Genomic DNA, 12,976 nt, shown 5'->3' with positions numbered 1-12,976 from the left:
GCCCTCCCTCCTGACGCTCTTCTATGACTTCCGAATAAAATTCAACTGGCAGCCCGGGTTCATCATCATGTCGGGATCGATTGCGTTCTTGATAGCCGTCAGCATCCGGCGCTTGGTTTCCGGAAGGCGTGCATCGAAATCCGCCCGCTTGAGGCGGCCGATGCCGTGTTCGGCGCTGAGGCTTCCCTGGAAGCGGTCAAGCACCTGGTTCAGGATGGTCTTGGACTGATAGATCCTTTCGAGCCGCTGCTCATGGGGCAGTTCCGCGGATGGCAGGACGTTGAGATGGACATTCCCGTCGCCGACATGACCGTAGGAGACGCAAACGCAGTCGGGCAGCGCCTCGTGGATCGCCTTTTCGGCCTCGGCGACAAAGGCGGGCACCTTGGAGAGCGGAACCGAAACGTCGCTGCGCATGTGGACACCACGTTTCGCCTGGCCTTCGTTCATTCCTTCGCGGATCAGCCACAGGTTTCGCGCCTGCGCCTGTGATGAGGCGATCGCGCCGTCGAGGACGATTCCGTCTTCCATGACACCTTCGAGGAACCGCTGCATCAGGTCGCCGATATCGACGAGGCCCGAACCGGAAACCTCCATGAGAACATAGCAGGGATAGTCGGTGGCCATCGGAAGCGGCAGGTCCGGGATGGCTTCCCGCGCGAGCGTGAATGCAAGGGGCGGCATGAATTCGAAGGCGGACATCAAATCGCTGCAGTCGCGCCGGGCACGGCGATAGAGGGTGATTGCGTCCTCCAGAGAGGCAAGGCCGACAAGGGCGGTCGCCACCTGATCGGGATTGGGCGTCAGCTTGATCGACACGGCGGTGACGATGCCGAGCGTGCCTTCGGCGCCGATGAAGAGCTGTTTCAAGTCTATGCCGCGATTGTCCTTCCGGAGCGTCGAGAGACCTTCGAAAATCGTACCGTCCGGCAGCACGACTTCCAGGCCCAGCACCAGTTCGCGTGTCATGCCGTATCGAAGCACGTTGATGCCCCCGGCATTGGTCGAGACATTGCCGCCTATCCGGCAGCTTCCCTGCGCACCGAGCGCCAGCGGGAAGAACATTCCCTCTGCGGCGATCGCCTCTTTCAGCTCCCACAGGATGCAGCCCGCCTCGACGACGGCTGAGAAGTCGTCGACATCGATCTTGCGGATACGGTTCATTCGTTCCAGGCTGAGAACGACCTGACACTCCGGCGCGTCGGGAATGCCGCCCAACACGAGGCCTGTATTGCCGCCCTGCGGGACGATCATGAGGCCGAGGTCACGGCAGCCTTTCACGCAGGCCACCACGTCATCCGTCGATCGCGGCCTCAGGACAGCGACCGCAGCACTGGTCACATCGCCGTGCCAATCGCGACAGTACCGCGCCATCGCATCTATGTCGGTCAGGACAAGGTCCTCGCCAAGCATCGATCGCAGGAGAAGGCGATGCTCTCCGGCCGGGTCAGTTTGCAGGCTCGTCATTCTCGGCGGTTCCTTCGGATGATCCGTTCCCTGGCTGGATAGTTTCCTTTGCCCCACGCCTTGTCCCGGCGCACAACTATCCTGTTTTCAACGGAAGCATATAAGGTTATCAGACAACCGTACAATATAAATTTGGCGTATCCGGGCAGTCATGTGCTTTGGTCGAAACGGGAGGACGCATGCATATTCTGATCATAGGCGCGGCCGGGATGGTGGGTCGCAAATTGACGGCGCGGCTCATCGCGGAGGGTGGCGTGCTCGGCAGGCCGATCGACAAGCTGACCCTCGTCGACGTTGTGAAGCCCGATCGTGTGGAGGGATTTACCGGATCCGTGGCAACGAGCGACGCCGACCTCTCGACGCCGGGCGAGGCCGAGAGGCTTATCGCGTCCCGCCCCGACGTGATCTTCCACCTTGCCGCGATCGTCTCGGCGGAGGCAGAACTCGATTTCGAAAAGGGCTACCGGGTCAATCTGGATGGCACCCGCTACCTTTTCGATGCGATCCGCCTCGCAAACGGCGAGGACGGCTACAGGCCACGGGTCGTCTTCACGTCGTCCATCGCTGTCGCGGGTGCCCCGCTGCCATTCCCCATTCCCGATGATTTCCATCTGACGCCGCTCACCAGCTATGGCACACAGAAGGCCATTTCGGAGCTGCTTCTTTCGGACTACACCCGCCGGGGTTTCTTCGACGGCATCGGCATCCGGTTGCCGACGGTGTGCATCAGGCCTGGCAAACCCAACAAGGCCGCATCCGGCTTCTTCTCCAACATTCTGCGGGAGCCGTTAATCGGACAGGAGGCGATCCTGCCCGTGTCGGATGACGTGCGTCACTGGCACACATCGCCTCGTTCGGCCGTCGGATACCTCGTCCATGCGGCGAATATGGATCTCGAGAGCGTCGGGCCGCACCGCAATCTTTCCATGCCGGGGGTCAGCGCGACCGTCGGCGATCAGATCGATGCGCTTCGCCGCGTGGCGGGCGACAGGGCGGTAAATCTCATTCGTCGCGTCCCGGACGAAATGATCATGAGAATGGTTGCGGGCTGGGCACCCGGTTTCGAGGCAAAACGGGCCACCGCCCTCGGCTTTACCGCGGAGAAAAATTTCGACGAGATCATTCGGGTCCATATCGAGGATGAGCTTGGAGGTCGCCTGTGATGAGAAATCCGGGTGCGGACTAAAAGGTTTGGTCTCCAAAACGCACGGTGGCCCTCGCTCGGAGGTCGGAATGCCAGAGCGAGGCTGCGCCATCTATATGCGCGTTTGAATTTTAGCGATTTATTTCATTCTTGCAGCTTATCCTGCATCCGTAGATTTTTCCGGGCAGATCGGCGTGCCTGAGGGAGCTATGCTTGGTGCGGAAGTGATGAACCTCCTGGAATCCTGTCCGCTCGCCGCGCTCATTGTGAACGCGGCGGGCTTTGTCACCTTTGCGAATGCCGAGGCAAGAATACTGTTTCGCGCAGCCGACACTTTGCAAGGCAAAGACATAACCGATCTTCTGCCGGGGTGGCCGCTGGACAATCCCGAGGGTTCGTCGGTTCTCTTGAGCGACAGGGCAGGGCAAACCCGGACCTGCAATATCAGAGTTTCGCCATGTCCCGGCTCGGACGAGCCGCTCACCGTGGTCTGGATCGATGTCGGCAGCCAGGAGAAGTCCGCCGGGCTCGCCGCTCGGGAAGCCAATCTTCGTCTGCGATACGTCATCGAGATGTTGCCGCAGGCGGTCTGTGTCTTCGATGCCAAGGACCGTTACGTCCTTTGGAACCAGAAATACGCCGATCTTTATGCCGATATCGCCGAATACCTGACGCCCGGAATTCCGTTCGAGGAGATTTTGAAAATCAGCCTTGCAGGCGGCAGCATCCAGGAGGTGGTGCCGGACCAGGATGTCTGGCTCAGCGAGCGCATGGCGAAGTTTCGACAGCCCGTTTCCCAGGAGGAGCGGCTAATGAAAGACGGGCGATGGTTGCGCTATGACGATCGCCGCACGCCGGATGGCGGCGCCATCGGGATGCGTATAGACATTAGCAGCCTCAAGCAACGGGAGGAGTGGCTTCGGCAACTGTTCGATGCCAACCCGATGCCGATGCTGCTTTGTGACGGGGACAGCCTTGCGATCCTTGAAGCCAATCACGCGGCGCTTCACTTCTATGGCTACGACAGATCGGTTCTTCTTGGCAAAGCCGTTTTCGACATGCACGCCGAAGGCCAGGGTGAGGAGTTCGCCGGGAGGCTCCGCAACCTCGATGGCGACTGCGAAGCCCGCACCGTCTGGCGCCAGCGAACGGCGCAGGGCCGGGAACACCACGTCCTCATTTATGTCCGGTTGCTCCACGACGGCGGCGATCGACGGCTTCTGCTGACGATCGCGGACGTCAGCGACCGCGTGCTGGCGGAGGCGGAGGCCAACAGGCTGGCGCATCACGATGTTCTGACGGGCCTGCCGAACCGTATGCAGTTCTACAAAGCGCTCGACGCGGCATTCAAGTCTGAAGCGACCGAGGGCGTCGTCATCGTCTACTGCCTCGATCTCGACGGATTCAAGCCGGTCAATGACACGTTCGGCCATGCCGCCGGCGACGAGGTCTTGAAGCTTGCCGGCGAGCGCTTGCGCTCGGCCGCAGCCGGACATCTGGTCGCCCGCCTCGGCGGCGACGAATTCGCAATCCTCGTGAAAACCGAAAACCAGGCGGATATCGACCTTGCCGATCGGTGCATAGCGGCCCTGAACGCACCCTTCCGGATCAAGGGACTATCGATCAGCATCGGGGTCAGCATAGGCATAGCGGCTGCAAGAGTTGCCGCCGGCGATCGAGAAACGCTTGTTCAGGCCGCAGATCGCGCACTTTACCGGGCGAAGTCGGCCGGCCGCAACACCTGGCGGATGGCTGAAGACGAGATCATGCCGTTGGCTGTTACGGTTCGCTGAGGCTAAGGGCAGACCCCCATCGTCGCTTGGCGCCTGGTCTTGAGAACGCGGCGGTTCCGGCGGGATCAAACGTCATTCTCACGATTGGCTGCCATGCGATGTCTCATGTTCGTAAAGCTGTTCCATGCTCAAGGATGCAACCTCGGCAAAGGGCGTCTGATTGCGGACGCGGCCGGCACCGAGAATGACGACCTCGTCGCAGAAGGAGATGGTGCTGTGATGATGGCTGACAACGATCGTGGTGCGGCGCCCGGCTCTTAATTTCAGCGTCTCCACGATCGATGCCTCGGACAAGCCGTCCATGGCATTCGTGGCCTCGTCCAGGATCAGGATTTCCGGATCGCGGACCAGAGCTCTGGCCAGTGCGATCCGCTGTCGTTGACCGGCCGACAGGCTCGCTCCCCGGTAACCGACGACAGTTTCATATCCGTCAGGCAGCTTCTCGATAAATTCGTGCGCTTCGGCAAGTCTGGCCGCGCTTTCCGCCTCAGGGAGGGAAGTGTCGTGGCCGTAGACGATGTTCTCGAAAATCGTGCCATCCACCAGTTCAAGATCCTGGCTGGCAAGCGCAATCTGCCGGCGCCACTCAGCGGGATCGATTTGGTCGAGGGGAATGCCGTCGACAAGAATGCTCCCCTGATCCGGCTCTACAAATCGGCATAGGAGATTGACAATCGTGCTCTTGCCGGCGCCCGACCTGCCGATTATTGCGGTCGAGCGGCCTTGGCGAATGTCGAAGCTTACCGACCGCAGGACCACGGGCCGCGTGCTGGAACCCGGATACCTGAAGGTTACCTGGTCGAACTTGATCTGCCGGCGGAGCCCCTGGATCGAACGGCTACCCTGGGGAGGCGCCGGTTTGTCGGAGGTATCCAGTAGCCACCTGACTTCTTCCAGCGCTCCACTCCATCCCTGGATCTGGCTCCAGGCCATCTGCAGCGCGCGGACATGCGGTTGCAGCCTATAAAGCAGGACGACGAAAGCCACGATCACCGGGAACCCGACCCCGACCCGCCATGCGCTGACCACCACCCCCAGAAAGAGGGCGGAATGCAGCACTTCGGTTAGCGGCGGGAGCGCTGCCTGGCGGCTGTTGAGAACGAAGCCCGCCTTCCGCACGGCATTCGAAGCCGCGTCGAAGATCGTTCTTTCACGCACCTCCTGTCCGAATGCGCGGATCAGGCGCCCGGCGTGAACGAGGTGAAGCATCCTGGCGGCAAGTTCACTGTTGAACGACGTGACGTTGCGGCTCGGGCCCTTCAGTCCTGCCGACAGCAAGGCATGGATGGCTTGGATCAGGACGAGCCCAAGTGTGACGCATAGCGACATCTGCCACGAAAGAAGCAGCAAAAATGCGAGCAGGATAACGGCCGCTGATGCATTCACGATCGCGGCAAGGATGGTCTGGACCGCATCCGAGGCCCGCCAGGACTCGTTGGAGATGATGTTCAGAAGCCGGCCCGGGCTTTGCTGCAGGAAGAACGGGTAGCCGATCGTCAAAAGCTGGTCGGCGAGACGGTGCCGGATCGAATGACCGGCCTTGCCATATATGAAATTGGCGAGCACCGCGTTGGCAAAGGCCAGCACGTTCTTCACGGTGATCAATCCCAGAATGGCGGCCGCGATGACGATCAGCCGGGTCTGATCGTCCAATCCGGTTCCTACCCGCTGAAAGACGGCGGAAAGGCCAGCCATTCCCGAAGCATCGTTCTCGCCGGCAATGATGCTGAGCATCGGGATGACAAGACCGATCCCGGTGCCCTCGAGCACCGCGCTGCTCAGTCCGAGGATAACCACGATTGCCAACAGGCCGGTGTTTTTCCCCAGAGCCTCGCGCATGAGGTGAGAACTCGATGTCAGGAAATCTAGCATGGCGGCGATTCCCGTTGCGGGCGGCGCAGATGGCTGGTCGTGTCGGCATCCGTCTGTTTTGGCCACCGAATGGCTAGTAGGGCAAACTTGGCTGCTCCAACCAGGTTCATGGCCACGATCGTCAGGTGGGACAGGGAAATCTCCGGATCGAAACGGTAGCCGCCGAACAGTTCGCGCCAGGCCGATCGGGTCGTCCAGCAGAAATGACGAAGCAGCCAGGATGCCTTGAACGCGTGCTTGACGTAGAGGCCGCCGTTTCCAAAGCTGTAATCCCGGTGAAGCCGCTCGATGGCATCGCGTGTGGTTCGGCCGTGAAAGTGCTGGACCGTCATGTCGGGAACATATTCGATTGGAATGCCGAGTTGATAGGCACGGACGAAGTAATCCGTATCTTCTGCGGACCGCAACGGGCCGCCGGCCCCGAACCGTTCGTCAAAGCGCCCGATGCGGGCCGCGGCTTCTCGATGCATGGTCATGTTGCAGCCGAGCACAAATCCGCCCGGATGAACATCCGGCGTGAAACGGGCCCGAAATCGCGACCGCTTGATCGTGAAAGGCAGGTCGTGCGGGCTGCCGAGATCGACGCGACCACCCCGGATAATACATCGCTCACCGGCCGAATAATGCCGGTTCAGATCCTGGAGATAGGAGGTCTCGACGACGCAGTCATCATCGATAAAGATCAGAATCCTGCCCCGCGCCCGCTCCATTCCCGTATTGCGCGCGGCAGCCAGGCCCGGCCGCGGCTCCACCATCCATCTGACGGGGACAGCGGATTTCGCCGTGATGTGGGATAAACGCGCGGCTGTATCGTCGGTGGATCCATTGTCGACCACCACCAGTTCGCAGCTTAAGGAACAGGCTTTACAGGCGGTTTCGATCGAGCGGATACATGCCTCGAGCGCGGCTGCCCTGTTCCGCGTGCAGACGATGAAGCTCGCATCAATGGGGTGACGCCCCTCAGGAGACAAGGGGGGACTGGCGTGCAGGGCCTGCTTGTGCTCCCCGGACATCAGGCGAGCCCTCGAAGCGGTAACACCGTCTTGGCCGGTACCGATTGATAATATCGTGCCACCCCATCGAGCCTCCGGATCGCCTCTTCCGACATGCGGCTCAGCCAGGGCGCAGCGACCGCGGCTCGGAGGCCGTAGCGTTCCCGGCGCCGGATGACATCCCATTTTCCCGTTCGCTTAAGAAACGCGTGGGTCAGCTCCGGACGTTGTTCGTCAGCAATGAATTGGTAGAGGAAATAGAAGAAGCACAGGGCTCCTTCCGCGTAGCTGCGGGCGCTCGCACCCACTTGCTCGGCGACCTTTCCTTCGATCGCGAGCATGCAATCGGCGGCTCGGCGCACCGTATCCGGCGTAACGGCTGCGCCGATGGCGAGAAGAGCTTCGGGATCGTGGCTAAGAGCCTGCCGTTCGAGGTTCTCGGCGACGATCTTCAGATGGGTTCGGCGCATTTGCCGCCTGTGCTTGTTGGTAACGCTGTCGCTGTGGATACGGTAGGCGATCAGGCTCTCATCGATCATCGCCGCCGGAAACTCACGGGTCATGCGCCTGAAGAGATCGAAGTCCTCGGCGTGGACATAGCTTGCGTCATAAACCAGCATATCATCGGGAATGATCTTGCGATTGTACATCACCGTCGAATGCAGGAAGATCGTGAAGAACAGCGACAATATGTGCCAATCTGCCGACTGGTAAATGGGATTTGGCGTGCTGCGCACGACGCGGCGGCCGAGAAGCCGATCGACTTCGGTTCCGCAGATCGCAAGCTGGGGCTGCTGGTCAAAGAGAGCGATTTGACGGGAAAAGCGGGTTGGATAGGAGATATCGTCCGCGTCCATTCGGGCGATCAGGTCACCTCTGGCCAGGGCAATGCCCTCGTTCAAGGTCGCGATCAGCCCGCGGTTTTCGCGCGAAACGATCCGAACGCGATCGTCAAGCTTCTGATATCGCTGCAAAATATCTAGCGAGTGGTCGTTCGAGCCATCATCGATGGCGACGATCTCAAGGCGCCTGTAGTCCTGCCGCAGGATGCTCTCGACCGCGGCAGCGAGATAGGGTTCGCCGTTGTAGACGGGCAATATGACGGAGATCAGCGGGGAGGACATCGTTCGACTCGCAATGGCGTGGAAAATTGAAGTTCCTGCATTTGCGCAGCCTCCGAAATGGCTGTCGCAGACGGCGCGTCATACGTCGGGTCCGCAAAACGCAGGTCTCCGGATCCTTCCGGCTTGCCGAACGACGGGTCGGTAGCCTGCCTGCTTTGGGGGACATATGGGAAATAGCGCTTGAACTGGTTGAGCGGTTTTTCGAACGCCAGCCACGAGATTGTGGCCAATGCCAACGTTCCTGTGGTCGCCAAGATGAGGCGTCCGAACCCCTGTTCCGAGACGTTGAACGGAATCCACGGCTGTGCGCTTACCACGAAGGAGAGAACGATCGGATGGAACAGGTAGACCCCGTAGCTGATACGTCCGACAGCGGTAATCGGGGAGAGTTCCAATAGTCGGCCGGGAGCTCCCCGCAGGCCGGACGAACAGTATCCGACCAGGGCCGTGAGCGGGATGAGAGGAAGAACCTCCAGGCCGATCCAGTTCATCCAGGCGAGCGTCGGTGACAGGGAGAGCGGTTTCGCCCACATCAGAATGGCTGAAGCGACAAGCAGGGGTGCCGAACTCAGCCGCATCCAGTGCGGCAATGTCGGTGACCGCGCGCGATGGAGTGCAAGGAGCGCGCCGGACACCAGCGCGTCCATCGATGCAGGGGGAAGAAGATCCCGCGCGAGCGAAGGCGTGCCCGTGAACGGCCAGTAGAACCGATAGGCGAGCGAGCACGCGATGAGAGCGAGGCAAATCGGCTCAAGCCAGCGACGCGGGGCGAGGAGGATGACGAGCGGCCACACGACATAGAACTGCTCTTCGATGCTCAGGCTCCAGGTGTGACAGAGCACCCAGGGCGTCCATTCATCACGAAGGGCATACCAGAAATTCGAGAGGTAAAGGGCATGCCATTTGATGCTGCCGCGGGCGTCCTCGAGGTTGACCAACCAGACGAAGCTCAGCACTGCAAAGTACGGGGGGAATATGCGCAAGGCCCGGCGAATATAGAACGATCTTATCGCGATGCCTGGTTCGAACTGGGTGGTCGAGCGCGCTTCCAGCAAAAGTCGGGTTATCAGGAAGCCGCTGAGAACGAAGAACAGACGTACGCCGATATGGCCCCAGTGGGATCCATCGGCCGCGAAAAAATGCGCGTATAGAACCGTCGAGACGGCAAGAGTTCTAAGGCCATCCAATTGTCGGTCGCGTGCATGTAGCATGGAGCCCCCCAGTTGCGCAGAACTTGTGATAACTCCCGCCTCACTCGCATTTTGCCGCCGTGCTTTGTTTTGAACCCCAAGGAACCTGTTTTGGCAGCCCGAAAAGTTCAGGTGGAATCCGACCAAACTGTGGCCGCCACGCCGCTTCGGACTTTAGCCCCGAGGCGGGGCAGCCTTTAGTCCTATCTGGAGAGGCAGGATTTTCGACCGACGCGGAGGATTGGCCTCGCGGTCCAGCTTGGCGACGGACGCTGTTTGAGCTTTGCTTCGTACCAGGAGAACACCGGCCGATGGTGGAATTCCACGTCGCTGACCTCGGTTGGATTGACAGCGTCGATCCTGGCATTGATCGGGGTCTTCAACGCTCCGGTGGAGGTGACCGAGAAGGAATTGATATTCGCCCTCGGGCAGGAGCTAGAGCGTCCATTGCGCCGCGATGTTTTCTCGTGGACGTCGAGCCGCTTGTGTTAGTTCAGGTCGCTCGATGACGGGAAGAGAGATCGAAGCTCTCAAGCCCGGATTGTTCGAGGCAAGCACGATATCCCCGCCATGGTGTCGAACGATTGCTCTGGCAATGGACAAGCCCAGACCGACCCCGCCCGTTTCACGGTTGCGAGACTTCTCCAGGCGGAAGAAGGGAGAGAAGACCTTCTCGCGCATCGCCTCAGGGATGCCGGGGCCGGGATCCTCCACGATGATTTCAGTCGCCGATGGCGATTGGCGCACGAAGACTGTGGCCTGCCCGCCATAACGGATCGCGTTTTCAATGAGATTGCGGACAGCGCGCCGTAGCCCGTCGGGACGACATCTGTAGGTTATCTTCCTGCTTTCGACATACTCGACCCGTTGGCCCATCTCTTCCAGATCGGCACACAGGCTCTCCACCAATGCATTGAGATTGACCGTTTTTGTTTCCTCGACCGTCGCCTCGCCCTTTGCGAATGCGATCGTTGCCTCAGTCATGACCTGGATCTCGTCGATCGTGACCAGCATCTTCTGCTGGAGTTCCGGATCTCCGACAAACTCGGCGCGCAAACGTAAGGATGTCAGCGGAGTGCGCAGGTCATGGCCGATTGCCGCCAGCATCCGGGTCCGGTCTTCCACGAAGCGGTGAAGGCTCTGCTGCATCCGGTTGAATGCCTCTGCGGTCCGTCGGATATCGTCCGGCCCTTCCTCCGGCAGGGGCGGGAGCGACTCTCCGCGACCCAGAGCCTCCGCCGACACGGCAAGCCGTCGAAGCGGTCTTGCGATACGGTTCGCCGTCAAGACCCCGATGACCGAGAGGATGAGGGCCGTAATCGACAAGGTGAAGAGGGATTGTGAGGTCCACCAATTATTGGGAATGACTTTGTAATAGGCAGAGTTCAGCCACAGTCCGTCTTGAAGCTGGACCGCAAGGCCAAACCCGTCCGATTGGCCGATATAGGCGAACCTCGCCGGCTGGGCGAGGCTCCACACACCAGGCGCGGGCGTGACCCAGGCTTCGCCGGCGTTTTTCGCGACAATCCTCCTGCGTTCTTCCGGCCTGTCGATGGCTGCCGGCTGAACGCGCCATTCCGGCGGAAAGTTCGGGAGGTTTGGCAGGGGACGCGCAAGCTCTTCGACGGCGCGTCCCCGCCAGGCGTCGGCGTCATCCGGAGCCTGTTCACTCAGCCAGAACCGGGCATAACTGGTTTCGCTGGCGGCGAGGGCGTCCTGCCTCAGGTTGCGCGGAATCGACTCCATGAGCCTGGTAATGGTCGCGGTGCGGCTGAAGAATTCGCTTTTTGATACTGCCTTGAGCGCCTTGTCGCGTTCGTCCCAGGAGATCAGGAACGACAATGCCTGGGAACTCGCGAGCGCGAGGAGCATGAAACCGATAAACTGCGCAGCGAGACTTCTGGTCCAAAACCGTATCATTGCAGCACCACATCGGCGGAAAGACTGTAGCCGCCGCCCCAATGGGTTTTGATGATTGTCGGGTTCTTGGGATCGGCTTCGATCTTCTTGCGCAAGCGGCTGACCTGGTGGTCGATGCTGCGGTCGAAAATCTCCGCGGCTTTGCCGGCAGTCAGATCAAGGAGCTGATCGCGCGTGAGAACGAACCCGGGATGCTCGAGAAAGGCTTTGAGCAGACGGAATTCCACGGTGCTCAGGGAAACGACAACGCCGTCCTCGTCGGTCAGTTCTTGCCGGCCGACATCAAGCCGCCATTGGTCGAACCTGATGACTTTTGCCTTGATGTTGTCGCGCGGCTGCGTTGGCAGGGTGGTTGCCCGCCGCAGGACGGCGCGGACGCGGGCGAGCAATTCCCTGGGATTAAACGGCTTTACGACATAGTCGTCCGCTCCCAATTCCAAGCCTATGATGCGGTCGGTATCGTCCGCCATGGCGGTGAGGAATATGATGGGCACGTTCGTCGTGCTGCGTATGTGTCTGCACACCGAAAGGCCGTCTTCACCGGGCATCATGATGTCGAGGATGATGAGGTCAAGGACGTTTCGCTCCAGGATCTTGCGCAAGGCGGCGCCGCTGTCGGCGGAGCTGATGCGATAACCTTGCTGTCCGAGATATTTCCCGACCAGATCCCGGATGTCCTGATGATCATCGACAACTGCGATATGGGATGATGCCTGCATGAACTGCCCTCTACACCCGGAAATGATAGCATTGCGTCGGCAAGCCCTTCCATCGAATTCTGTTGCAAGTTCCCAGGCCCGGCTCCCACGACGTGCGCACGATTGGGCGTGGGCTGGCATAGGGCGGGGTGGGACTGCAGCGAAATTGATACCTTTGGTTCCCCGCTCATCCGCCTGGATTCTGCCCAGACCGGAGAGGGGCCGCCGCGGCAATATTTGCGACCTTGCCGCGGACGGTGCCTTGAATGAACTGCGAGTTGTCAGTTCGGGCGGTTGGCGCCTTCATAATAGTCGCCGCTGTCGAATGGGCGACGATCATCGCGGGTGGTTCCGCCAAACACCGACTGGCCGGACGTGCTCGGATAACCGAAGGTCCTGGTGCTGTCGACCCGCAGAGGATTGGCAGGACGCGACGAAGCGCCGCTCTTGGAGGCACCTTCATAATAATCACCCTCGGCAAGCGCCGGGACGGCGAATGCGGCCGAAGCCAGCAGAGCAGCGATAGCGGAGGATAGGAAGATCTTGGTCATGAGTTTTTCCTTCAGTTTCGATAGCGTCTCCTTGACGCATCCCAAACATAGAAGGTGTTTGTCGCACGCGTATGCCGCAAAACAGGGAAATTGTCGCAAAGTATCGCATCGCAACATTCCATGCCTGAAGGTGAAAACAGGCGATTTAGCGCCGGCCACTGGGGTCGGTGCCGCTCCATCTAACGGGCGGCGCCCGTTAAGAACCTGAGACACGAGCGTGCCGTA

10 protein-coding genes are annotated in these 12,976 nt (G+C 60.3%); 2 read left to right on the top strand and 8 right to left on the bottom strand.

Annotation, left to right across the window (positions count from 1 at the left end):
• Positions 1 to 21: 21 nt before the first annotated feature.
• On the bottom strand, positions 22 to 1,467 hold the full coding sequence (locus GQ59_RS18445; RefSeq protein ID WP_037083832.1) for an FAD-binding oxidoreductase: 1,446 nt from the start codon (positions 1,465 to 1,467) through the stop codon (positions 22 to 24).
• A gap of 179 nt (positions 1,468 to 1,646) precedes the next feature.
• On the opposite strand from GQ59_RS18445, the gene denD reads away from it, so the two are divergent.
• Together denD and GQ59_RS18435 are read left to right on the top strand one after the other, a co-directional pair.
• Entirely contained in the window at positions 1,647 to 2,630 is a 984-nt protein-coding gene (denD, locus tag GQ59_RS18440; RefSeq protein WP_037083830.1) for a D-erythronate dehydrogenase, read from the top strand.
• A 175-nt stretch (positions 2,631 to 2,805) separates the two neighbouring features.
• A complete protein-coding gene (locus tag GQ59_RS18435) occupies positions 2,806 to 4,404 on the top strand; it encodes a diguanylate cyclase domain-containing protein (RefSeq protein WP_244448001.1) in 1,599 nt (532 codons plus the stop codon).
• 78 nt (positions 4,405 to 4,482) lie between these two features.
• On the opposite strand, the gene GQ59_RS18430 is transcribed toward GQ59_RS18435, so the two are convergent.
• The 7 genes from GQ59_RS18430 to GQ59_RS18400 all read right to left on the bottom strand — a co-directional run bounded on the left by GQ59_RS18430 (position 4,483) and on the right by GQ59_RS18400 (position 12,751).
• Positions 4,483 to 6,276: an ABC transporter ATP-binding protein gene (locus tag GQ59_RS18430; RefSeq protein WP_037083827.1), complete on the bottom strand. Its 1,794-nt coding sequence runs from the start codon at positions 6,274 to 6,276 to the stop codon at positions 4,483 to 4,485.
• Positions 6,270 to 7,289, bottom strand: a complete 1,020-nt coding sequence (locus GQ59_RS18425; protein ID WP_084683218.1) for a glycosyltransferase family 2 protein — start codon at positions 7,287 to 7,289, stop codon at positions 6,270 to 6,272. The genes GQ59_RS18430 and GQ59_RS18425 overlap by 7 nt, the downstream gene beginning before the upstream one ends.
• Positions 7,289 to 8,392 (bottom strand): glycosyltransferase family 2 protein, encoded by a 1,104-nt coding sequence (locus tag GQ59_RS18420; protein ID WP_037083825.1) that lies wholly within the window; start codon positions 8,390 to 8,392, stop codon positions 7,289 to 7,291. The genes GQ59_RS18425 and GQ59_RS18420 overlap by 1 nt, the downstream gene beginning before the upstream one ends.
• Complete coding sequence (locus tag GQ59_RS18415) at positions 8,377 to 9,603, bottom strand: acyltransferase family protein (protein ID WP_084683217.1); 1,227 nt, start codon at positions 9,601 to 9,603, stop codon at positions 8,377 to 8,379. Before GQ59_RS18415 ends, GQ59_RS18420 begins: the two co-directional genes overlap by 16 nt.
• Before the next feature lie 414 nt (positions 9,604 to 10,017).
• Positions 10,018 to 11,502: an ATP-binding protein gene (locus GQ59_RS18410; RefSeq protein ID WP_037083824.1), complete on the bottom strand. Its 1,485-nt coding sequence runs from the start codon at positions 11,500 to 11,502 to the stop codon at positions 10,018 to 10,020.
• Positions 11,499 to 12,221, bottom strand: coding sequence for a response regulator (locus GQ59_RS18405; RefSeq protein WP_037083823.1), 723 nt, complete (start codon positions 12,219 to 12,221; stop codon positions 11,499 to 11,501). Before GQ59_RS18405 ends, GQ59_RS18410 begins: the two co-directional genes overlap by 4 nt.
• A 260-nt stretch (positions 12,222 to 12,481) precedes the next feature.
• Positions 12,482 to 12,751 carry a hypothetical protein gene (locus tag GQ59_RS18400; protein ID WP_037083822.1) on the bottom strand — a complete coding sequence of 90 codons (270 nt, stop codon included), beginning with the start codon at positions 12,749 to 12,751 and terminating at the stop codon, positions 12,482 to 12,484.
• Positions 12,752 to 12,976 lie beyond the last annotated feature (225 nt).

The sequence above is a fragment of the Neorhizobium vignae genome (genome assembly GCF_000732195.1).
Lineage (GTDB): Bacteria > Pseudomonadota > Alphaproteobacteria > Rhizobiales > Rhizobiaceae > Neorhizobium > Neorhizobium vignae.
The sequence above is the reverse complement of the archived record's forward strand: the minus strand, read 5'-3'. Positions and strand labels throughout refer to the sequence as shown.